The sequence below is a fragment of the Pseudomonas sp. NPDC007930 genome, assembly GCF_042958985.1.
Classification (GTDB): Bacteria; Pseudomonadota; Gammaproteobacteria; order Pseudomonadales; family Pseudomonadaceae; genus Aquipseudomonas.
This window is the reverse complement of the sequence record NZ_JBIBKC010000003.1, coordinates 497,273-519,998: the sequence shown is the minus strand read 5'-3', so window position 1 is coordinate 519,998 and position 22,726 is coordinate 497,273. Positions and strand designations below refer to the sequence as shown.

Sequence of the window (22,726 nt, the reverse complement as noted above, 5' to 3'; positions counted from 1 at the left end):
CGTGGTCCGGCATCCCGGCTGTGCCGTAATGCTGTTCACTTAAGCAATCAGAACGCTGAATCGGGGTTAAAAAGCCCTGATTTCTTCAAATGGTTTTACTGAGTGCACGAGCTGACTGGCCCATCGCCCGGCACAGCCGGCCTCCCACGGGTTCTGTGTTGCCTCGTAAAGCAATGGCTTACAAAAATCTGGTGGGAGGCCGGCTGTGCCGGGCGATGGGCCCTGAAGCTCATGCACCGGCTCCAAGGCCCTACAGGGGCGTGACGGTCACCTGCACTTCGGGGTCGTGCTGCCCACCACCAAGGATGACCCCACGCAAGGGCGACACGTCGCTGAAATCCCGCCCCCAGGCCAGGGTGATGTGCTCCAGCCCCGGTTGCACGTTGTTGGTGGGGTCGAAATCGACCCAGCCGTTGACCGGGCAGAACACCGCCAGCCAGGCGTGGGAAGCGTCGGCGCCGATCAGCCGGGGCTGGCCGGGCGGCGGCTGGGTAAGCAGGTAGCCACTCACGTAGCGCGCCGCCAGCCCGCGCGAGCGCAGGCAGGCGAGCATCAGGTGGGCGAAGTCCTGACACACCCCGCGGCGGCGCTCGAGCACGTCGAGCAGCGGCGTCGCCACCTGGGTGGCTGTGTCGTCGAAAGTGAACTCCTCGAAGATCTTTTCCATCAGCGCCTGGGCGCCCTCGAGCAGCGGCCGGCCGAGGGGGAAGCAATCATCGGAGAACGCCACGAAGTTCTTCTTCAGGCGCACATAGGGCGACTCGAAACGAAACCGGCAAGCCTTGAGCAGGTCAGGGTCTACCGGCGCGCTGTTGTAGCACAGCGCCGCGCGGGCGGCCTCCCACGGCGGCGAACTGGCGAAGTCGCGCGGCGCGCGGGCGAGCACATCCACGGTCAGTTGCGCGGCCACCTCCAGCGCGTCGTGTGGGCGCTCGAAGGCCAGGCGCGTGAGCGGGTTGCCGAACACGTCGAATTCGTCGATACGCTGGGCCGGCACCGGGTCGATCACCAGCGCCTGCTCGCGGCACACCTGCCAGGCGCACGGCCGCGGCCACAGGTGGGCGAGCTGCTGGGCCAGCGACACCGTGCTGGAGTATTGGTACGTGGTTTCGTGCAATACGTGATAACGGGCGCGTTTCATCAGGCCGACACCGTGCGGTGGCTCACGTCGTCGACGTGAACGAAATGGCGCAAGGCCAGGCGGTCGGACACCTCCGAGCTGGCCGCGACCACGTCGTCGAGCAGCGCGGCCAGGCCATCGAGCACCGCGCGGGTGCTGGCCACGCCGAACAACGAATACTCTAAAGTGCCCAGGTCGAAATGCCCAAGCCGCGCGATCAGCGGCTTCAGGGCCTTCTCCCGGGGGGTGGAGAGGTCTTCGGCCAGGCGCCGGATCGAGGTGCCCAGCAGCTTGAGCTGGAACAGCACCGCGTGGGGGTTTTGATCATCGAGCAGCAGCAGGTCGAGCACCGGGATCAACTGCGGCTCGGCGAGGTACCGCGAGCGGTAGGTGATGCTGCTGTTACCCAGTTCCAGCAGCCAACTGAGGTTGGCCGCGTCGAACGGCGCCGGGTGGCGAACGAACGCCGCCAGGCTGGAGCTCAGGGTTTGCAGGCGCTCGATGCGCCGGCCGATCATCAAGAAGCGCCAGCCTTCGTCGCGGGTCATGTCGTCGAGGGCAAACCCCGACAGCGCCGCCAGCGACATCAACAGGCGGTTGAGAAAATCCAGCAGCTCGCCCAACGGCGGCGGCTCGTCGCCCAGTGCCAGCACCTCGCGCTGCAGCTCGACCAACGCGTGCCAGTTCTCCCGCGAGAGCTTGCCGCGCACCTGGGCCGCGGCGCCGTGCAGGCGCTGCAGGTTGGCGCGCAGGCTGAACGCCCACTCTGGGTCAAGCACGGCGGCCATCAACCGGGCTTGCAGGTCGTCGCCCTCTTCGGGCAGCAAGTTCAGGCTCTCGGCCAGCTCCACGGCGGCGGCGAGGGCCTTGGGGTCGTCGTCTTCCACGTAGCGCGCGAGGATGATCCGCAGCAACCGCGCCAGGCCGTCGCAGCGTTCGCAGTAGCGGCCGAACCAGAACAGGTTCTCGACCACTCGCGAGGGCAGGTAGGGGTCGCGCCGCACCAGCTCGGGCACGCCGATCGGCCGCTGGGCACGCCATTGCTCACCCCCCGGGGCACGTTCGCCGAGCACCCAGGTGTCTTTGCTGGCGCCGCCGCGCTGCATGGCGATCACTTCGGCATCGGCCATGCCGGCGACCCGGGTCAGGCCGCCGGGCAGCACCCGGTAGCCGTCTTCGCTGGCCACTGCGTACACCCGCATGCCAATCGCCCGCGGCTGCAGCACGCCGGCCTCTGGCTGCCACACCGGCGCCTGCGACAGTTGCGCGATTTCCTGGGCCACGTAGGCATAGGGGCGCGCCTGAATGCGCTCGATCAACGCCTCGCGGCGCTTGGCGGTGAGGTCGCGGCCGAACACCGGGGCAAAGCTTTGCGACGGGAACGCCGCCTTGATCACCAGGCGGTCGAGGGTTTTCAGGGCTTGGTCCATCACTGGCGGCTCGCCGCACCACCAAGTGGCGATCGACGGCAGCTGCAACGCCTCGCCGAACAAGTGTTCGTTGACCTTCGGCAAAAAGCCCAGCAAGCCAGGGGATTCCAGCACCCCGCTGCCCAGCGCATTGGCCACCAGCACCCGGCCCTGGCGCACCGCCTGCAGCAGCCCGGGCACGCCCAGGGCCGAGTCGGTGCGCAGCTCCAACGGGTCGCAGAAGTCGTCGTCGAGGCGGCGCATGATGGCGTGCACCCGGCGCAGGCCGCTGAGGGTTTTCAGGTACACGGTGGCATCGCGCACGGTCAGGTCGCTGCCTTCGACCAGCGGGTAACCCAACTGGCGGGCCAGGTACAGGTGCTCGAAGTAGCTCTCGTTGAAGCGCCCTGGGGTCAGCAGCACCACCAGCGGCGCCTCGTTGCCCTGGGCGGCCAGGCGCGCCAGGGTTTCCTGCAAGGTGCGGAAGAACGCACTGAGGTGGCTCACCTGCAGGTCGCGGTACAGGTCTGGGAAGGCCCGCGACACGATCAAGCGGTTTTCCAGCGCATAGCCGGCACCGGACGGCGCCTGGGTGCGGTCGGCGGTGACCCACCAACGGCCATCGGGGGTGCGCGCCAGGTCCACGGCGTACACGTGTAAAAAAGTGCCGCCAGGCGGTTCGATGCCCTGGCACGGCCAGAGGAAGTTGTTATGCCCGTACACCAATTCGGCCGGCAGCAGGCCTTTTTGCAACAACTGCTGGTCGCCGTAGAGGTCGGCCAGCACCGCGTTGAGCAACCGCGCGCGCTGGGCGATGCCGTCGGCAAGGAACTGCCACTCGTTGGCCTCGATCAGGTTGGGCAGCAGGTCGAGCTCCCAGGGGCGGTCGGCGCCCTTGGGGTCGGCGTAAACGTTGTAGGTGATGCCGTTTTCCTGGATCTGCCGCGCCAGCAAGGCCTGCCGGTGGTTGAGCTGCGCCGTGCTGCTGCGTTGCAAGCGATCGAACAGGCGGCGCCAGTGTGGGCGCACACTGCCGTCGCGTTCGAGCATCTCGTGGTAGCTGCCCGCGTTCAGCGGGTATCGGTCAAGCAGGTCTGGCATGGAGGGCTCGGCAGCAATTCTACGGTGGCAGGCCGCCCGTTACGGGCGGCGCATGTCCAGGGTCATCGGCCACTCTGGGTTGAGCTGAAGGGTGGGCGCGTGAATCTCGCCGGGAGTGTGCCCCAGGCGGAAGAAACGCGCCAGCCGGCGGCTCTCGGCTTCGTTGGCGTTGACCGGGAAGGTCTCGTAGTTGCGGCCACCCGGGTGCGCCACGTGGTACTGGCACCCCCCCAGCGAGCGCTGCATCCAGGTGTCGACCAGGTCGAACACCAACGGCGCGTGCGCGGCGATGGTCGGCTGCAACGCACTGGCCGGCTGCCAGGCGCGGTAGCGCACGCCGCCCACGAACTCACCCACCGTGCCGGTGTTGCGCAGCGGCACCGGCCGGCCGTTGCAGGTCAGTACGTAGCGCTCCGGTGGCAGCCCGGTGAGCTTCACCTGCAGCCGCTCGAGCGAGGAATCCACATAGCGCACCGTGCCGCCAGCGGCGCCCTCCTCGCCCAGCACGTGCCACGGCTCGAGCGCCTGGCGCAGCTCCAGCTCGATGCCGGCCACGGCATAGTCGCCGACTTTCGGGAAGCGGAACGCCAGGTGCACATCGAACCAATCGGCGCTGAACGGGTAGCCGGCCTGGTTCAGCTCGGCGATCACGTCGGCGAAGTCCTGGGCGATGAAGTGCGGCAGCATGAAGCGGTCGTGCAGCTCGGTGCCCCAGCGGGCCAGGCGTGCCGGCGCGTAAGGCTTGGCCCAGAACCGCGCGATCAGCGTGCGCAGCAACAACTGCTGGGCCAGGCTCATGCGCGCATGCGGCGGCATCTCGAACGCGCGCAACTCCAGCAGGCCAAGGCGGCCACTGCTGCTGTCGGGCGAGTACAGCTTGTCGATGCAGAACTCGGCGCGGTGGGTGTTGCCGGTCACGTCGATCAGCAAGTTGCGCAGCAGGCGGTCGACCAGCCAGGGCGCGCAGGCTTCGCCCATGGCGGGCATCTGCGCGAAGGCGATTTCCAGCTCGTAGAGCGAGTCGTTGCGGGCTTCGTCGACCCGCGGGGCCTGGGAGGTAGGCCCGATGAACAGCCCCGAGAACAGGTAAGACAACGACGGGTGGTTGTGCCAGTAGCTGATCAGGCTGCGCAGCAGGTCGGGCCGGCGCAGGAAGGGGGAGTCCCCCGGGGTGGCGCCGCCCAGCACGAAGTGGTTGCCGCCGCCGGTGCCGGTGTGGCGGCCATCGACCATGAACTTCTCGCTGGTGAGCCGGCACTGGCGCGCCTGCTCGTAGAGAAACTCGGTGCGCTCGACCAACTCGCCCCAGTTCGCGCTGGGGTGGATGTTCACTTCGATCACGCCAGGGTCCGGGGTCACCCGGAAGTTCAGCAGCCGGGGGTCGCGCGGTGGCTCGTAGCCTTCGAGCAGCACCGGGCAACGCAGGGCCTCGGCGGTGGCTTCGATGGCCGCGACCAGCGCGAGGTAATCTTCCAACTCCGCCAGCGGCGGCATGAACAGGTACAACCGGCCATCGCGCGGCTCGGCGCACAGGGCGGTGCGCGCCAGCCAACTGGCGGACTCGTTCAGCGCGGGCTCACGTTCGTTGCGCGGGTCTTGGGTGCGCACCGGCGCTTTGCCAGGGAAGCTTTGATGGCCCGGCAACGGGCCAAAGCCTTGGTTAGGGTCTGCCGGGTGCAGGAACGGGTAGTCTGCCTCGGACACCCACGGCTGCGAGGCCAGCGGCAAGCGGTAGCCCAGTGGCGAGTCGCCTGGGACCAACCGGCAGGTGTCGTCGCGCAGGTGCCAGCCGCTGGTGATCCACTGCTTGCCGTCGTCGCTGCGCGCCAGCGGCAGCACGTGGCCGACCACATGGCCCAGGCCCTGCTCGAACACCTTGCGCAGCCGCGCGCGCTCCAGCGCGTCGCTGACCCGCGAGTCCGCTGGGGTCACGTTGGCCGGCAGGCGGCCTTCGCGCCAGAGGTAATAGAGTTCATCTTCGAAGGCCGGGAACACGTGCTTGGGCGCCAGGCCCAGGCGCTCGGCCAACTGCCCGAGAAACTCCGCGGCCTTGGCCGGGGTGGCGCCGTAGCTGTCCTGCTCGCTGGCGATCAGTTGCGGGTTGCGCCACACCGGCTCGCCATCGGCGCGCCAGAAGCAGTTCAACGACCAGCGCGGCAGTTGCTCGCCCGGGTACCACTTGCCCTGGCCAAAGTGCACCAGCGCCTGCGGCGCGTAATGGTCGCGCAGGCGGTGGAACAGCTCCGCGGCCAAGCGGCGCTTGGTCGGCCCCAGGGCGGCGGTGTTCCATTCGGCGCCGTCGGGGTCGTCGATGGCCACAAAGGTGGGCTCGCCGCCCATGGTTAGGCGCACGTCGCCTTCGCTCAGCTCGCTGTCGATGCGCTCGCCCAGGGCAACGATGCTTTGCCACTGTTCTTCGCTGTAGGGCCGGGTCACCCGTGGGGCTTCCCACACGCGCTCGACCGACATCTCGTGGTAGAACTCACTTTCACACGGCTCGACCATACCGCTGATCGGCGCCGCCGAGCCGGGGTCGGGGCTGCAGGCCAAGGGGATGTGCCCTTCGCCAGCGAACAGCCCGGAGGTGGCATCCAGGCCGATCCAGCCGGCACCCGGCAGGTACACCTCGCACCAGGCATGCAGGTCGGTGAAGTCCACCTCGGTGCCCGAGGGGCCATCCAGGGCCTTTACGTCAGCCGTTAGCTGGATCAGGTAACCCGACACGAAGCGCGCCGCCAGGCCGAGGTGGCGCAGCACCTGCACCAGCAACCAGGCCGAGTCGCGGCACGAACCGCAACCCAGCTCGAGGGTTTGTTCCGGCGACTGCACGCCCGGCTCCATGCGGATCAGGTAGCGGATGTCGGTGTTGACGCGCTGGTTCAGCTCAACCAGGAAATCCACCGTCGGCCGCGGCTCCAGGCTGATGCCTTCGAGGTAGGCCTGCACGCGGTCGGTGAGCGGTAGGGTTTCAAGGTACGGCTGCAGCTCGTGGCGCTCCTCGGCCGCATAGGCGAAGGGGCACTGCTCGGCGTAGGGCTCGAGAAAGAAGTCGAACGGGTTGAACACCGCCATCTCGGCGACCAGGTCGACCTCGATGCGCAGCTCTTGGGTTTTTTCCGGGAACACCAGGCGCGCCAGGTAGTTGCCCTGAGGGTCTTGCTGCCAGTTGATGAAGTGCTCGCTGGGTTCGACCTTCAGCGAGTAGGAGAGCACGCGGGTGCGGCTGTGGGGTGCAGGGCGCAAGCGCACAATCTGCGGGCCCAGCCCAATCGCGCGTTCATACCGGTAATGGGTAACGTGGTGCAATGCGACATGGATCGACACAGCGTGCCTCCTGCAGGCCTGGGCGGTGAGAGCACCGCGCAAGAGTTATGCCATGGACAGAACTCGCGCGCCAGCGCCTTGCCAAGCTAAGCACAGCACCACGAAGGTGCCAGCCGGGTATTCAGGCACCCGGCCGGCGCACCTGTTTAGCGCGGCAGCACCGGTTGCCGGGCCGGGCGCTTCTTGCCTTTGCCGGCCTTGTTGGCCGGGGCGCGGCTTTCTTCCTTGCGCCGGGCCTCGGCGGCGGCGCGGGCTTCCTCGCGCTTGCCCCAGGGCTTGCTGCCGTCGCTGGCACGCGGCGGCAGGCCGGTGTGCTGGGTGAGGATCTTGGTTTCCTTGGCCACCTTGTGGCTGCCGGCCGGGGTCGAGTTCTTGCGCCGGGCGCTCTGGTAGCTGTCGCTGTCCGGCTGGGTGGCCGGGATCAACTGGTGCTTGCCCGGGCCGATCAGGTCGGCGCGGCCCATGCGCTGCAGGGCTTCCCGCAGCAGTGGCCAGTTCTTCGGGTCGTGGTAGCGCAGGAACGCCTTGTGCAGCCGGCGCTGTTCCTCGCTCTTGACGATGGTCACCCCTTCGCTCTTGTAGGTGACCTTGCGCAGCGGGTTCTTGCCCGAGTGGTACATGGCGGTGGCCGAGGCCATCGGCGAGGGGTAGAAGGCCTGCACCTGGTCGGCGCGGAAGCCATTGCCCTTGAGCCACAGCGCCAGGTTCATCATGTCTTCGTCGCGGGTGCCGGGGTGGGCGGCAATGAAGTACGGGATCAGGTACTGCTCTTTGCCGGCCTCTTTGGAATACTTCTCGAACATCCGCTTGAAGCGGTCGTAGCTGCCGATGCCCGGCTTCATCATCTGGTTGAGCGGGCCTTCCTCGGTGTGCTCCGGGGCGATCTTCAGGTAGCCGCCCACGTGGTGGGTGACCAGCTCCTTGACGTACTCCGGCGATTCGACCGCGAGGTCGTAGCGCAGGCCCGAGGCGATCAGGATCTTCTTCACCCCAGGCAGCTCGCGGGCGCTGCGATACAGCTGGATCAACGCCGAGTGGTCGGTGTTGAGGTTCTCGCAAATACCCGGGAACACGCACGAGGGCTTGCGGCAGGCGGCTTCGATCACCGGGCTTTTGCAGGCGATGCGGTACATGTTCGCGGTGGGCCCGCCGAGGTCGGAAATCACCCCGGTGAAGCCCGGCACTTTATCGCGGATCTCTTCGATTTCGCGGATGATCGACTCTTCAGAGCGGTTCTGGATGATCCGCCCTTCGTGCTCGGTGATCGAGCAGAAGGTGCAGCCACCAAAGCAGCCACGCATGATGTTCACCGAGAAGCGGATCATGTCGTAGGCGGGGATTTTCGCCTTGCCATAGGCCGGGTGCGGAATGCGCGCATAGGGCATGCCGAACACGTAGTCCATCTCTTCGGTGGTCATGGGGATGGCCGGCGGGTTGAACCATACGTCTACCTCGCCGTGCTTCTGCACCAGCGCGCGGGCGTTGCCCGGGTTGGTTTCAAGATGCAGCACGCGGTTGGCGTGGGCGTAGAGCACCGGGTCGTTGCGCACTTTTTCAAACGACGGCAGGCGGATCACCGTGGTGTCGCGCTCCAGCCGCGGGCTGGGCAGCAACTGCACCACCTTGGCTTCTTGCGGGTCGTCGGCCGGGCCCTTGGCTTGCTCGATCGCGCAGGCCTGGGTGTCTTGGGTGTTCACGTACGGGTTGATGATCTTGTCGATGCGCCCGGGGCGGTCGATGCGGGTGGAGTCCAGCTCGAAAAAGCCCGGCGGGGTGTCACGGCGCACAAAGGCAGTGCCGCGGATGTCGGTCATGGTCTGCAGGCTTTCACCGGCGGCCATGCGCTGGGCCACCTCGACCACCGCGCGCTCGGCGTTGCCGTACAGCAGGATGTCGGCGCAGGCGTCGATCAGGATCGAATGGCGGACTTTGTCCTGCCAGTAGTCGTAGTGCGCGATACGCCGCAGCGATGCCTCGATGCCGCCGAGCACGATCGGCACATGCTTGTAGGCCTCTTTGCAGCGCTGGCTGTACACCAGGCTGGCGCGGTCGGGCCGCGAGCCGGCCAGGCCGCCGGGGGTGTAGGCGTCGTCGGAGCGGACTTTTTTGTCTGCGGTGTAGCGGTTGATCATCGAGTCCATGTTGCCGGCGGCCACGCCGAAGAACAGGTTCGGCTCGCCCAGCTTCATGAAGTCGTCTTTGGACTGCCAGTCTGGCTGGGCGATCACGCCCACGCGGAAGCCCTGGGCCTCCAGCAGCCGGCCAATGATCGCCATGCCGAACGACGGGTGGTCGACGTAGGCATCCCCGGTCACGATGATGATGTCGCAGGAATCCCAGCCCAACGCGTCCATTTCTTTCCGGCTCATGGGCAGGAAAGGCGCTGGCCCGAAACACTCGGCCCAGTACTTGGGGTAGTCGAACAACGGCTTGGCTGCTTGCATGGCGATGACCGGTATTGAAGAGGCATGGGCGGCGAGTTTTCGCGGCCGCGGAATATAGCACAAAAAATGATCAAAACAGACTGTTAACGGGTTGCCGGCACACGATCACACGACGGCATGCCTCTAGGCCTCTGAGAAACCTCCTGAAAACCATTCGTCGTTTCTTATTCACTGCACACCACTGAAAATCTGCCGCCAGCAACATTCCAATCGGCGGTTCCGTGTCGCGCATCCTTGAACAAAACAGCAACTGGCTAGCGCCCCACCCCAGCGGTGGGGAGGTTTTCGGCCAGGTGCCGGTATTGCCATTGCTGGAGCAGCCAAGCGGGCCGATCTACCTGCGAGCAGGCAACCACTTTGTCCGAAATGGAATGCCTGGGGGCTATGGCATCAGGCACATCTGGTCCGGCAAGCAAGCACTGTTGTACAGCCGAGGCATCTTTCAACCTGAAGGCGTGCCCGCCTACCTAGCCAATCTGATATCCATTGGTGCACCGCTTTTCCACGATTTCACGCACCGCACCGCGAGCAAGAAGCGCATTACGCTATTACAAACACGCGATGGGACAGTCGTGCTCGAACCCAGGCAGGAGCGGGAATTGGGGTTTCAGTACCAGATCGTCACTTGGACCCCGCGGATCCGCGCCAAAGGCATCCTGGTCGGCACCGTAACGAAATGCCCGCGATAAAAAAGGCGGCTCATTGAGCCGCCTTTTCGAATTACGAGGCATAGTCGCAGCGATTCCTTAGCTTTAAGGGTCGGAATCCAGCCCAATCAAAGGCAAAGCCTATGGGGTTGTCCCTATGCCGGCGAGAGCCAGTTCGCCGCCGCCAGAAGTCTGGGGGGCCAATACTGGAAACCAGCCCAGAAATGCGCATTTGCAGTCCTCAAGGCCAATGCTACCCATCCTACCGATGACCTTCAAGCGGCGATATGTTTCAGGAGCCGGAAGTACCTTCATCATTCATCGTCGAACTGATAACTACCCGGCGCCAGGTTCTCGAAGCGCGTGTACTTACCGATGAACGCCAGGCGCACGGTGCCGATCGGGCCGTTCCGCTGCTTGCCGATGATGATCTCGGCCACGCCCTTGTGCTCGGTTTCGGGGTGGTACACCTCGTCGCGGTACACGAACATGATCACGTCGGCGTCTTGCTCGATAGCACCGGATTCCCGCAGGTCGGAGTTGACCGGGCGTTTGTTGGGGCGCTGCTCGAGGGAGCGGTTGAGCTGCGACAGCGCCACCACTGGGCAGTTGAATTCCTTGGCCAGCGCCTTGAGCGAGCGGGAGATCTCGGAAATCTCGTTGGTACGGTTGTCGCCGCTGGAGCCAGGGATCTGCATCAGCTGCAGGTAGTCGACCATGATCAGCGCCACCTCGCCGTGCTCACGCACGATGCGCCGGGTGCGGGCGCGCATCTCGGAGGGGCTGATGCCGGCGGTGTCGTCGATGAACAGCTTGCGATCGTTGAGCAGGTTGACTGCGCTGGTCAGCCGCGGCCAGTCGTCGTCGTCGAGCTTACCGCTACGCACCTTGGTCTGGTCGATACGCCCCAGCGAGGAGAGCATCCGCATCACCAGGGAGTCACCGGGCATCTCCAGCGAGTACACCAGCACCACCTTGTCGGTGCGCATCAGGGCGTTTTCGACCAGGTTCATGGCAAAGGTGGTTTTACCCATCGACGGCCGCCCCGCCACGATCACCATGTCGGCCGGCTGCAAGCCGCTGGTTTTGTCGTCGAGGTCGGTGAAGCCGGTGGTCAGGCCGGTGATGGCCGCGTCGGTGTTGAACAGGGTATCGATGCGGTCGATGGCCTTGGTCAGCAACTCGGTCACGCCCACCGGGCCACCGGTTTTCGGCCGCGCCTCGGCGATCTGGAAAATCTGCCGCTCGGCTTCGTCGAGCAACTCGGTGGCGTTGCGCCCCTCGGGGTTGAAGGCGCTGTCGGCGATGTCGCTGCTGATGGTGATCAGTTGGCGCAGCGTGGCGCGCTCGCGAACGATCTGCGCATAGGCCTTGATGTTGGCCACCGAGGGGGTGTTCTTGGCCAGTTCGCCCAGGTAGGCCAAACCACCGGCCTGGCTGCTGTGGCCTTCCTTGTCGAGCTGCTCGGACAAGGTCACCACGTCGAAGGGCTGGTTCTGCTCGGCCAGCTTGGCGATGGCGCGGTAGATCAAACGGTGGTCATGGCGGTAGAAATCGCCGTCCGAGACTTGGTCGAGCACGCGTTCGTAAGCGTTGTTGTCTAGCATCAAGCCACCGAGCACCGCTTGTTCGGCTTCGATGGAATGGGGCGGGACCTTCAACGCCGCGGTTTGCAGGTCGAACTGTTCGGGGGTCGATATCTCGTTCATGGCCACAGGAAATTCGGGAGTATCGGAAAAAGCTGAGGGCGCGCACCGCGTTGGCGAATGCGCGCCCTCATCTTATTAGCCAGCCAGCGATAACGCCACCGGCGGCTCAAGCAACCTGAGGGGCTCAGGCAGCTACGACGACCACGCGAACGGTGGCTTCAACGTCGCTGTGCAGGTGCACGGCAACGTCGTATTCGCCAACGTTACGGATGGTGCCGTTCGGCAGGCGAACTTCCGCCTTGGCCACTTCAACACCCGAAGCGGTCAGCGCGTCGGCGATGTCGTGGGTGCCGATCGAACCGAACAGCTTGCCTTCGTCGCCAGCGGTGGCAGTGATGGTCACTTCCAGCTCGGCCAGTTGGGCAGCGCGGGTTTCGGCCGAAGCTTTTTTGTCAGCAGCGGCTTTTTCCAGCTCGGCGCGGCGGGCTTCGAACGCAGCCAGGTTGGCTTCGGTCGCGGCGGTCGCTTTGCCTTGCGGCAGCAGGTAGTTACGGCCGTAACCGGCCTTAACGTTTACTTTGTCGCCCAGGTTGCCCAGGTTGGCGATTTTTTCCAGCAGGATCAGTTCCATTTGGTATTAACCTCTTAACTTTTAACCTTCACCGTTCGCGGAGCCTTCATCACCCTTCGCAGGGGCCAGGCGACCGCGAAAATCAATCAGGCTGTCGACAATGGCCACGAGCACCAGCAATGGATAGATCGCCTGCAGGAACAGGACCAGCATCAGGTACAACCCTATCAGCCAGAAGCGGGCCAGCTTGTTCATCGCCACCAGCCCGTGAATCAGGGCCAGCGCGGCGAACATCAGCGGCACACTGCACAGTGGCGTGAGCATGGCGACCTGGACCCCGAAATTGGGCCCCACCAGCATCAGCGCCAGCAGCACCAAGGCCGCCACGCGAGGGATCCGGAGCGCGCGAAACTCACGCCCGAACCCGCCAGGGTTGTACAACGCTGCCTGCCAGTAGCGGCCCAACATCAGGGCCAGCACACTGCCAGCTTGCAACATCGCGGCTATCAAACCGTTGAGTACCGGGGCAATCAATGCCTCCAAGCGCGCCTGCTCCTCCAGCGTAAGCTTTTGGTAGACCCCTTCGAGCATGCGCGGCATGTGCGTTTGCAACACCTGCGCCAACTCGTCGATGGGCTCACGGTAAACCGTGCCCAGGATCACGCCATACACCAGGCCAAGCCCGATGCTGGCAAGCAACACGCGGCTCCAGGGGTGGCCCGCGCGCAACAGCGCGGCGAGGCCGAGCGAACCGAGCAGCACCATGAGCGTGCGCGGTTCACCGTAGTACCACCAGACCAAGGCCGGCAGCACCCCCCAGGCCAGAACGCCAACGGCGCTCTGCATGCCCCGCCGCAGCAGCACGAGGCAGGCAGCGGCGGCACTCAACCAGTACAACAGCGGCAATGCCGCACATCCCGCCACCACCAGGGTGGCCTGCACACGGCCGCGCATGATGAAATCAGCCAACGGTCGCATGGGTTTCTATCCTTTGACTAACGCCTGTGCCCAGTCTCAGCGGCCGTGGCTGTCGGTGTAAGGCAGCAGGGCCAGGAAGCGGGCGCGCTTGATTGCGGTGGCCAGCTGACGCTGATAACGAGCTTTGGTACCAGTGATACGGCTCGGAACGATCTTGCCGGTTTCAGATACGTAGGCTTTCAGGGTGTTGAGATCTTTGTAGTCGATCTCTTTTACGTTTTCTGCGGTGAAACGGCAGAATTTACGACGACGGAAGAAACGTGCCATTTAACAGGCTCCTCTAAAGATCCGTGGATTACTCGTCAGCGTTGTCGCTGCTGTCGCTGTTGTCGCCGTCTTCGCCGTCGGCGCTGTCAGCGTTTTCAGGACGCTCGCGACGCTCACGGCGCTCGCTGCGGTTTTCTTCAGCCTTCAGCATCTCGGACGGGCCGGTAACGGCTTCGTCGCGACGGATGATCAGGTTACGGATCACGGCGTCGTTGTAGCGGAAGTTGTCTTCCAGCTCGGCCAGGGCCTTGCCGGTGCACTCAACGTTCAGCATCACGTAGTGAGCCTTGTGAACGTTGTTGATGGCGTAGGCCAGTTGACGACGGCCCCAATCTTCCAGGCGGTGAACCTGGCCACCGTCTTCTTCGATCAGCTTGGTGTAACGCTCGACCATGCCGCCGACTTGCTCGCTCTGATCCGGGTGGACCAGAAAGATGATTTCGTAATGACGCATGAATGCTCCTTACGGGTTGTAGCCTGCCGCTCGCGCGGTCAGACAAGGAGTGGATGTTTTTCGTACCTTGCCTGTGGTGGCGCAGGGCTTGGCCGGCCGCCACGAGCAAGGGGCGCAATTGTAGAGAAGCGCCCCGGCGGGCGCAAGGGAATTGGCGAATATTTGAACAGTGGGGTTTGAGTGCCAGGGCCCCAAGGCCTAGCCCTTGCGCCGCTGCCGCACCGCCTCGAACAGGCAAACCCCGGCCGCCACCGACACGTTCAGACTGCTCACGCTGCCGGCCATCGGCAGCTTGACCAGGTAATCGCAGTGCTCACGGGTGAGCCGGCGCATGCCCTTGCCTTCGGCGCCCATGACCATCACCAGCGGGCCGTTGAGGTCCTGCTCGTAGATCAGGGTGGTGGCCTCGCCGGCGGTGCCGACGACCCACAGCCCGCGCTGCTGGAGTTTCTCCAAGGTGCGCGCCAGGTTGGTCACCGCCACCAGCGGCACCACTTCGGCAGCGCCGCAGGCCACCTTGCGCACCACCGGGGTGAGCGTGGCGGACTTATCCTTGGGCACGATTACCGCGGTAACCCCCGCGGCATCGGCGCTGCGCAGGCAGGCGCCGAGGTTGTGCGGGTCGGTCACGCCGTCGAGCACCAACAGCAACGGCGCGCCTTCGGTGCGCTCAAGCAATTCGTCGAGCATTGCCTCGCCCCACACCTGGCTCGGGCTGACATCCGCCACCACGCCCTGGTGAACGCCTTCGACCCAGCTGTCCAGGTCTTTGCGATCGGCGTGCTCGACCGCCACGCGGTTCTGCGAAGCCAGCGCCAGCAATGGCTGCAGGCGCGGCTCGCTGCGGCCCTCGGAGAGCCAGATCTGCTTGACCCGCTTGGGGTGATGGCGCAGCAGGGCCTCGACGGCGTGCACGCCGTAGATCTTTTCCAACTGGCTCATGCTTTACCCTTACGCGACGGCGACGAAGCCTTCGGCGGCCCCTTGCGGTGCTTGGTCGGCTTGCCATCGGCTTTTTTCGCGCCGCTGGCGGCCTTGCCACCGCCGTGCTTGGCCTCGGCCATCAAGGCCTTTTTCATTTCACGGCTTTTGCGCACTTCGGTGTTGTTGGCCACCGCATGGGACGAATGGTAGGCATCGGCCAGGGCCGGGTCCTTACCTTTGCGCGCACGGGGTTTGGCCAGGGGCTTTTCGGCCTCGGGTTGTTTCTCGGCGCGCGCCGGTGCAGCGTTGCGGCCAGGCGCCGTGGCGGCCGGCTGGCCGTCAGCTTTTTTTGCGCCGGCCCTCGGTTTACGGGTGCCGCTGTTGGCGGTACCGGCCTCGGCCAGTTCGAAGTCGATCTTGCGCTCGTCGAGGTCGACGCGCATCACCTTGACCTCGACGCTGTCGCCCAGGCGGAACGACCGCCCGCTGCGCTCGCCGGTCAGGCGGTGGTGCACCTGGTCGTAGTGGTAGTAATCGCCCGGCAGGGCTGACACGTGCACCAGGCCTTCGACGTAGATTTCCTTCAATTCGACGAACAGGCCAAAACCGGTGGTCGCGGTGATCACGCCCGGGAAGGTTTCGCCCACGCGGTCACGCATGTATTCGCACTTGAGCCAGTTGACCACGTCACGGGTGGCCTCGTCGGCGCGCCGTTCGGTCATCGAGCATTGCTCGCCCAGTTGCTCCAGGGCGGCTTCGTCGTACGGGTACAGGCGGGCCTTCGGCATCGGCGCCGCGCCCGCGCGCACCACGTGCGGGGTTTCGCGCTTGGAACGGATCACGCTGCGGATCGCCCGGTGCACCAGCAGGTCGGGGTAGCGGCGGATCGGCGAGGTGAAGTGGGTGTAGGCCTCGTAGTTCAGGCCGAAGTGGCCGTTGTTGTCGGAGGTGTACACCGCCTGGCTCAGCGAGCGCAGCATCACCGTCTGGATCAACTGGAAGTCCGGGCGGTCCTTGATCTGCTCGAGCAGGGCGCGGTAGTCCTTCGGCGACGGGCCGTCCTTGCCTTTGTTCAGCGACAAGCCCAGCTCGCCAAGGAAGGTGCGCAGTTTTTCCAGCCGCTCTGGCGGCGGGCCGTCGTGCACCCGGTACAGCGCGGGGATTTCGTGCTTCTGGAAGAACGCCGCGGTGGCCACGTTGGCTGCCAGCATGCACTCTTCGATCAGCTTGTGGGCATCGTTGCGCTGGGTCGGGCGGATGTCGGCGATCTTGCGCTCGGCGCCGAACACGATGCGGGTTTCCTGGGTTTCGAAGTCGATCGCGCCACGCTGGTGGCGCGCGCTCAGCAGCACCTGGTACAGCGCGTACAGTTGCTTCAGGTGCGGCACGACCGGGGCGTATTCCTCGCGCAGGCTCTTCGCTTCGCTGCTGCGCGAATGCTCGAGAATGGTGCTGACCTTGTTGTAGGTCAGCCGCGCGTGGGAATGGATAACCGCCTCGTAGAACTTGTAGTCGACCATCTGCCCGCTTTTGTTGATGGTCATTTCACAGACCATCGCCAAGCGGTCAACGTGCGGGTTCAGCGAGCACAGGCCGTTGGAGAGCTCTTCGGGGAGCATCGGCACCACGCGCTCGGGGAAGTACACCGAGTTGCCGCGCACCTGGGCTTCGTCGTCCAGCGCCGAGCCGACTTTCACGTAGCTCGACACGTCGGCGATGGCCACGTACAGGCGCCAGCCACCGGAAAACAGCTTCAGCTTGCCCAGCGGCTCACAGAACACCGCATCGTCGAAGTCGCGGGCGTCTTCGCCGTCGATGGTGACGAACGGCAGCGCGCGCAGGTCGACGCGGTTCTCTTTGTGCTTGTCCTCGACGAAGGATTTCAGCTTGCGCGCTTCCTTCTCGACCGCCTCGGGCCACACGTGGGGGATGTCATAGCTGCGCAGGGCAACGTCGATTTCCATGCCCGGGGCCATGTAGTTGCCGAGCACCTCGACCACATCGCCCTGCGCCTGGAAGCGCTGGGTGGGCCAGTGGGTGATCTTGATCTCGACGAACTGGCCGATTTTCGCGCCGTTATTGCGGCCCTGGGTGACCAGCACTTCCTGCTGCACCTTGGGGTTGTCGGGCTGCACGAAACCGATGCCGCCCTCTTCGAAGTAGCGGCCGACGATCGACTCGTGGCCACGGCTGACCACTTCGACCAGCATGCCTTCGCGGCGCCCACGGCGGTCGGTGCCGGCCACCCGCGCCAGGGCGCGGTCACCGTCGAACACCAGGCGCATTTGCACCGGGCTCAGGAACAGGTCGTCGCTGCCGTCGTCAGGGATCAGGAACCCAAAGCCATCGCGGTGCCCACTGACGCGGCCGGCGATCAGGTCGAGCTTGTCGACCGGCGCGTAAGTGCCACGGCGGGTGAAGATCAGTTGGGCGTCGCGTTCCATCGCCCGCAGGCGGCGGCGCAGGGCCTCGATCTGGTCTTCGGTGGACAGGCCGAACTCTTCGACCAACTGCTCGCGACTGGCCGGCGAACCACGATCGGCAAGGTGCTGCAGAATCAGTTCACGGCTGGGGATAGGGTTATCGTATTTTTCCGCCTCGCGAGCGGCCTCGGGATCGAGGGACTGCCAATCGGCCATTAGTTCGGGTTCACCTTGAATAGTTTGCGGTTAGTGTGGCATACGCGCATTGAAACCGGAAATCCGCGGGTTGCACAGCCCTTGCCGGCAATTGCCCGCGGCACCCTACGCGGCTTAAATTATTTTTGCGCTCAGGGGTTTACAGTTTAAAGGCAGCTTCGTATAGTGCGCGCCATCGACGCACTGCGTCGGTTTGCCCAGATGGTGAAATTGGTAGACACGCCAGCTTCAGGTGCTGGTGACCTTACGGTCGTGGAAGTTCGAGTCTTCTTCTGGGCACCATCTTCTAACATCAAAGCCCGCTCACGCGGGCTTTTTTGTGCCCGCCGATCAGGGTTTCAGGAATTTTTTTGACGGGGGCTTTACAGGGTGTTTTCCGGGCCGTATAGTGCGCGCCATCGGTAACGCCAAGCGTTATTCGAGATGCCCAGGTGGTGAAATTGGTAGACACGCCAGCTTCAGGTGCTGGTGACCTTACGGTCGTGGAAGTTCGAGTCTTCTCCTGGGCACCAATTTCGAAGTAACGGTCAACACTGATCGTACTCCCCCAAAAAGCCCGCTTACGCGGGCTTTTTGCATTCAGGCCCGGAACTGCCCGAGACTGGCTTTCAATTGCGCCGCCAAACCGTCGAGCACCTGGCTGCTGGCAGTGGTTTCCTTCACCACATTGGCCGAACGCTCCGCCTGGGCGTGGATCACCTCTACCCTGCCCTTCACCGCCTGCGCGCCTTGCGCCTGATGCTCCGCCGCCTGGGTCGCGAGGCCGATCGCGGCGTGGATCTCCTCCACCGACACCTGCACCGTTTGCTGCAGGCGGGCGCTGTCACGCAGCACCAGCAAACCTTCGCTGGCCTGGCGGCCGGCTTGGTTAATGGCAGCTACCGCCTCCTTGGCACCGGACTGCAACGCGCCGATGTGCGCCTGAATGTCGCCGGTGGAGCTTTGGGTCTTGCTCGCCAGCGCGCGCACTTCGTCTGCCACCACGGCAAAGCCACGGCCGGTTTCACCGGCGCGGGCGGCTTCGATCGCGGCGTTCAGGGCGAGCAGGTTGGTTTGTTCGGCGATGCCGTGAATCACCTCCAGCACCACCTCGATCTGCTGGCTCTGGTTGGCCAAGCGCTCGATGACCTTCGAGCCGGTCTGCACCTGGCCGGCCAAGGCCTCGATCAAGGTGCTGACCTGGCTGGCGGCCTGGGAGGTCTGGTCGGTGGCGTCGCGGATTTCCGCGACTTGAGCCAGGGCCTGCTGCATGGCCACGCTTTCAGCCTGGGCCTGGTCGGCCATTTTCGACAGCGCCTGCAGGCTGGCGGCCACTTCGTCGCGCTGGCGCGCGGCGGCGGCATCCGCGCCAGCGTTACGCTGGGCCATGGCGTTGATTTCCACCCCGGTGCGCTGGGCCACTTCACCGGCCTCGCGAACGATGGGCTGCAGTTTGGCAACGAAGCGGTTCACCGCCCCGGCCATTTCGCCGATTTCGTCACGGGTATCGATGGTCACCCGGCGGGTCAGGTCGCCTTCGCCGGCGGCCAGGTCGTCCAGGGCGCTGATCAACAGGCGCAGCTTGTTCACCACACGGCGGCCAAGCACCACCGCCAGCATCAACAGCACGCCGACGCCGACCACGGCGAGGCCGGCACCGATGCGCCAACGCAGCATGTCGGCGGCTTCGGCCACCGCGCTGTGGGTGTTGGCCTGCATCGCTGCGGCGCCGTCCTGCGCCACCCGCAGGCGGTCGCTCAAGGCCTTGCTGCTTTGCGTGGCGGCGGCGGCCACGCTCTCACCCACCAGTTTTTCGCTGCTATCGATCAGGGTGGCGAAGCGTTTGTCGAGGTCGACCAACTGCGCCTCGACCGCGGCGGTACTTACCCCCATGCGCACCTTGCCGATCTCCACGCCGTTGGGGCTGATCGATTGCTCAACGTAGTACACCGCGGGGTCGGTACGGGCGGCGTCGAGGGCTTTATCCAGGGCGCGGTCACCGTTGCCCTTCTCCACCAAGGCCTGGTTGATCGGGTTTTCCCGGTTGAGGTAGCGCGTCAGGTGTTCGCCCTGGGCGTCGTCGTACACCACGAACAGCACGTTGGGGTTGCGCTGGGCGCGGCGGGCGAATTCAGACAAGGTAGGAATGTCGTTGTCCCACATGGCCCGCGGCGCCACCGAGGCCAACAACAGCGCCATGTCGTTGGTGGAGTCTTTGAGGTTTTGCTCCAGGGTGGCGCGCAGTTGTTGCTGCTCCTGATGCAAGCGCGCCGACAAACCGGCGGCCAGGCTTTGCCGGGTGCTCGCGGAGAGTTTGTCGAGGCCGCTGGTCACCTCGGCGCTGGCCTGGTCCAGCTCCTGCTTCAGGCGCTGGCTGTCGGCGCCCATGCGCTGGCCGAGGTCGACCTCGAGGGCGGTCACCGTGCTCCGGGTCAGGGCAACCGCCACGATCACCTGCACCAGAAGCGCAATACCCAAGGCTATGAACACTGGCCGCAGCAAGCGGCTACGTAGCAAAGAGAGAACGGCCGACACGGTGGGATCCTCGCAAGGTGCGCCATTAAAACAATGGCCATCATTTTGACGATCTTTACAGCAAACAGCGTGCCGTTGCAGCAGGCATAAACGACAAAGGGCGCCAAAAGGCGCCCTTTGCTTCACCCCTGAAGGCTTAATCAGCCGAACGGGTGGCGCAGCACGATGGTCTCGTTGCGGTCCGGGCCGGTCGAAATGATGTCGATCGGCGCGCCGACCAGCACTTCGAGGCGCTTGATGTACGCCACGGCGTTGGCCGGCAGCTCAGCAAGCGACTTGGCGCCCAGGGTGTTTTCGGTCCAGCCGGGCATCTCTTCGTACACCGGTACCAGGCCAATGTAGCTGTCAGCGTCGGTGGGCGCTTCGATCACTTCGCCGGCTTCGTTCTGGTAGCCCACGCAAATACGCAGGGTTTCCAGGCCGTCGAGCACATCGAGCTTGGTCAGGCAGAGGCCGGAGATGCTGTTGATCTCGATGGCGCGGCGCAGGATAACCGCGTCGAACCAACCGCAACGGCGAGCGCGGCCGGTGGTGGCGCCGAACTCATGACCACGCTTGGCCAGGTAGGCGCCGGTGTCATCGAACAGCTCAGTCGGGAACGGCCCCGAACCCACGCGGGTGGTGTAGGCCTTGGTGATACCGAGGATGTAGTCGAGGTACATCGGGCCGAAACCGGAACCGGTGGAGATGCCGCCGGCGGTGGTGTTCGAGCTGGTCACGAAGGGGTAGGTGCCATGGTCGATGTCGAGCAGCGAACCCTGGGCGCCTTCGAACATGATGTCCTTGCCGTCTTTGCGCAGCGCGTGCAGCTCGGCGGTGACGTCTTGCATCATCGGCGCCAGTTCGTCGGCGTAGACCATGCACTGGTCGAGGGTCGACTGGAAGTCGATCGGCTCTTCCTTGTAGTAATTGACCAGCACGAAGTTGTGGTAGTCGAGCAGCTCACCGAGCTTGGCGGCGAAACGCTCGCGGTGGAACAGGTCGCCCACGCGCAGGCCGCGGCGCGCGACTTTGTCTTCATACGCTGGGCCGATGCCACGGCCGGTGGTGCCGATCTTGTGCTCGCCACGGGCTTTTTCACGGGCCTGGTCCAGCGCCACGTGGTATTGCAGGATCAACGGGCAAGCCGGGCTGATGCGCAGGCGCTCGCGCACCGGTACGCCTTTTTCTTCCAGCTTGGTGATCTCACGTAGCAGGGCGTCGGGAGCGACCACCACGCCGTTGCCGATCAGGCACTTCACACCCTCACGCAGGATGCCGGAGGGGATCAGGTGCAGAACGGTCTTCTCGCCGTCGATCACCAGGGTGTGGCCAGCGTTGTGGCCCCCTTGGTAACGCACTACGGCGGCAGCATGTTCGGTCAAGAGATCAACGATCTTGCCTTTGCCCTCATCACCCCACTGGGTGCCCAGGACTACGACATTCTTACCCATAACACTTGTCCTCATTCGCGCAAACTGGGCGCCGGCGAGCGGCGCCGGCGGAAAACCCGATAATCAAAGAGCAGCGACTTGCCACTGCCCGGCTTGCAAAATCAACTGGCGGTCGCAGTCCGCCTCACGCGCCGCGGCGGCCGGCTGGCCAGGCAGCGCCTGCACCACCCGCTGGCCTTCGGCGCGCAGCGCCAGCACGGCCTGCCACAGGGCGGCATCGGCGCTGTCGGGCGCCCAGATACCACCGGCGGGCAGCTCGACCTCGGCGTTGCCGAGGGTGACCAGCGTACGCAGGTCGGTAGAGAAACCGGTCGCCGGGCGGGCACGGCCAAAATCAGCGCCGATGTCGTCATAGCGCCCGCCCTGGGCGATCGAACCGCCACTGCCCGGCATGAACGCCGCGAACACCATGCCGGTGTGGTAGTGATAGCCGCGCAGCTCACCCAAGTCGAAGTACAGCGGCAACCCCGGGAAGCGCGCCGACAGCCGTTCGGCCACGTCGAGCAGTTCATCCAGCGCGGCCAGCACTTGCGACGGCGCGCGTGCCAGCACCTGGCGCGCCTCGCCGAGCACTTCGCGGCTGCCGCACAGGCCCACCAGGGCGCGCAGCATGGTGGCCAGGTCCGCCGGCAGTTGGGCGGTCAATTCGACCACCTCGTCGATGGCCTTGCGCTGCAAGGCATCGAACAACTGCTGCTCGGCATCGCCAGACAACTGCGCCGCACGGGCCAGGCCACGGTAGATGCCAACATGGCCGAGGTCGAGGTGCACCTGGGGCACTTGCCACAGCTCGAGCATGGCCAGCATCAGGCTGATGATTTCGACATCGCTGCTGGTGCTGGCATCGCCATACAACTCGGCACCGAGCTGGATCGGGCTACGGGATGTAGACAACGCCCGCGGCATGGCGTGCAGTACGCTGCCGGCATAGCACAGGCGGCTGGGGCCCTTGCGGCGCAGCGAGTGCGCGTCAATGCGCGCGACCTGCGGGGTGATGTCGGCCCGAAAGCCCATCTGCCGGCCGGAAAGGGGGTCGACCACCTTGAAGGTGCGAAGGTCCAGGTCCTGGGAGGCGCCGGTGAGCAGCGACTCCAGGTACTCGATATGCGGGGTGACGACCAGTTCGTAGCCCCAGCTCTGGAACAGGTCCAGCACCTGGCGGCGCGCGACTTCAATGCGCTGCGCCTCCGGCGGGAGTATTTCTTCGATACCATCCGGCAATAGCCAGCGGTCAACCGTTGCCATTACGCCA

At 65.0% G+C, this 22,726-nt stretch carries 15 protein-coding genes and 2 tRNA genes; 3 read left to right on the top strand and 14 right to left on the bottom strand.

The features are described from left to right. Positions 1-250: 250 nt before the first annotated feature. From ACFZCE_RS09890 to ACFZCE_RS09875, 4 genes are all read right to left on the bottom strand, one after another. A complete protein-coding gene (locus tag ACFZCE_RS09890; RefSeq protein WP_390938425.1) occupies positions 251-1,141 on the bottom strand; it encodes a transglutaminase N-terminal domain-containing protein in 891 nt (296 codons plus the stop codon). Further along, positions 1,141-3,630 carry a circularly permuted type 2 ATP-grasp protein gene (locus ACFZCE_RS09885; protein WP_390938423.1) on the bottom strand — a complete coding sequence of 830 codons (2,490 nt, stop codon included), beginning with the start codon at positions 3,628-3,630 and terminating at the stop codon, positions 1,141-1,143. The genes ACFZCE_RS09890 and ACFZCE_RS09885 overlap by 1 nt, the downstream gene beginning before the upstream one ends. A 39-nt stretch (positions 3,631-3,669) precedes the next feature. Continuing rightward, complete coding sequence (locus ACFZCE_RS09880) at positions 3,670-6,954, bottom strand: transglutaminase family protein (protein ID WP_390938421.1); 3,285 nt, start codon at positions 6,952-6,954, stop codon at positions 3,670-3,672. A gap of 146 nt (positions 6,955-7,100) precedes the next feature. Further along, positions 7,101-9,398 carry a YgiQ family radical SAM protein gene (locus ACFZCE_RS09875; protein WP_390938419.1) on the bottom strand — a complete coding sequence of 766 codons (2,298 nt, stop codon included), beginning with the start codon at positions 9,396-9,398 and terminating at the stop codon, positions 7,101-7,103. Between the two features lie 221 nt (positions 9,399-9,619). Between ACFZCE_RS09875 and ACFZCE_RS09870 the strand changes: the two genes are divergently transcribed. Next, a complete protein-coding gene (locus ACFZCE_RS09870) occupies positions 9,620-10,087 on the top strand; it encodes a hypothetical protein (protein WP_390938418.1) in 468 nt (155 codons plus the stop codon). A gap of 272 nt (positions 10,088-10,359) precedes the next feature. On the opposite strand, the gene dnaB is transcribed toward ACFZCE_RS09870, so the two are convergent. From dnaB to rnr, 7 genes are all read right to left on the bottom strand, one after another. Further along, positions 10,360-11,754: a replicative DNA helicase gene (gene dnaB / locus ACFZCE_RS09865; RefSeq protein ID WP_390938417.1), complete on the bottom strand. Its 1,395-nt coding sequence runs from the start codon at positions 11,752-11,754 to the stop codon at positions 10,360-10,362. A 124-nt stretch (positions 11,755-11,878) separates the two neighbouring features. Beyond that, positions 11,879-12,325, bottom strand: coding sequence for a 50S ribosomal protein L9 (gene rplI, locus ACFZCE_RS09860; RefSeq protein WP_390938415.1), 447 nt, complete (start codon positions 12,323-12,325; stop codon positions 11,879-11,881). A 21-nt stretch (positions 12,326-12,346) separates the two neighbouring features. Beyond that, positions 12,347-13,243 (bottom strand): hypothetical protein, encoded by an 897-nt coding sequence (locus tag ACFZCE_RS09855; RefSeq protein WP_390938413.1) that lies wholly within the window; start codon positions 13,241-13,243, stop codon positions 12,347-12,349. 36 nt (positions 13,244-13,279) lie between these two features. Further along, positions 13,280-13,510 carry a 30S ribosomal protein S18 gene (gene rpsR, locus ACFZCE_RS09850; RefSeq protein WP_040260021.1) on the bottom strand — a complete coding sequence of 77 codons (231 nt, stop codon included), beginning with the start codon at positions 13,508-13,510 and terminating at the stop codon, positions 13,280-13,282. A 28-nt stretch (positions 13,511-13,538) separates the two neighbouring features. Further along, positions 13,539-13,964, bottom strand: coding sequence for a 30S ribosomal protein S6 (gene rpsF / locus ACFZCE_RS09845; RefSeq protein ID WP_390938411.1), 426 nt, complete (start codon positions 13,962-13,964; stop codon positions 13,539-13,541). A 198-nt stretch (positions 13,965-14,162) separates the two neighbouring features. Continuing rightward, positions 14,163-14,906 carry a 23S rRNA (guanosine(2251)-2'-O)-methyltransferase RlmB gene (gene rlmB / locus ACFZCE_RS09840; RefSeq protein WP_390938409.1) on the bottom strand — a complete coding sequence of 248 codons (744 nt, stop codon included), beginning with the start codon at positions 14,904-14,906 and terminating at the stop codon, positions 14,163-14,165. After that, positions 14,903-17,527: a ribonuclease R gene (gene rnr / locus ACFZCE_RS09835; RefSeq protein ID WP_390938407.1), complete on the bottom strand. Its 2,625-nt coding sequence runs from the start codon at positions 17,525-17,527 to the stop codon at positions 14,903-14,905. The genes rlmB and rnr overlap by 4 nt, the downstream gene beginning before the upstream one ends. A gap of 195 nt (positions 17,528-17,722) precedes the next feature. On the opposite strand from rnr, the gene ACFZCE_RS09830 reads away from it, so the two are divergent. Further along, positions 17,723-17,809, top strand: a tRNA-Leu gene (locus ACFZCE_RS09830). Between the two features lie 143 nt (positions 17,810-17,952). Then, a tRNA-Leu gene (locus tag ACFZCE_RS09825) sits at positions 17,953-18,039 on the top strand. A 67-nt stretch (positions 18,040-18,106) separates the two neighbouring features. On the opposite strand, the gene ACFZCE_RS09820 is transcribed toward ACFZCE_RS09825, so the two are convergent. The 3 genes from ACFZCE_RS09820 to ACFZCE_RS09810 all read right to left on the bottom strand — a co-directional run bounded on the left by ACFZCE_RS09820 (position 18,107) and on the right by ACFZCE_RS09810 (position 22,719). Next, positions 18,107-20,041, bottom strand: a complete 1,935-nt coding sequence (locus ACFZCE_RS09820; RefSeq protein ID WP_390938405.1) for a methyl-accepting chemotaxis protein — start codon at positions 20,039-20,041, stop codon at positions 18,107-18,109. Positions 20,042-20,181: 140 nt separating this feature from the next. Then, entirely contained in the window at positions 20,182-21,474 is a 1,293-nt protein-coding gene (locus tag ACFZCE_RS09815; RefSeq protein ID WP_390938403.1) for an adenylosuccinate synthase, read from the bottom strand. 63 nt (positions 21,475-21,537) lie between these two features. Then, a complete protein-coding gene (locus ACFZCE_RS09810; RefSeq protein WP_390938402.1) occupies positions 21,538-22,719 on the bottom strand; it encodes an ATP phosphoribosyltransferase regulatory subunit in 1,182 nt (393 codons plus the stop codon). Positions 22,720-22,726: the final 7 nt, after the last annotated feature.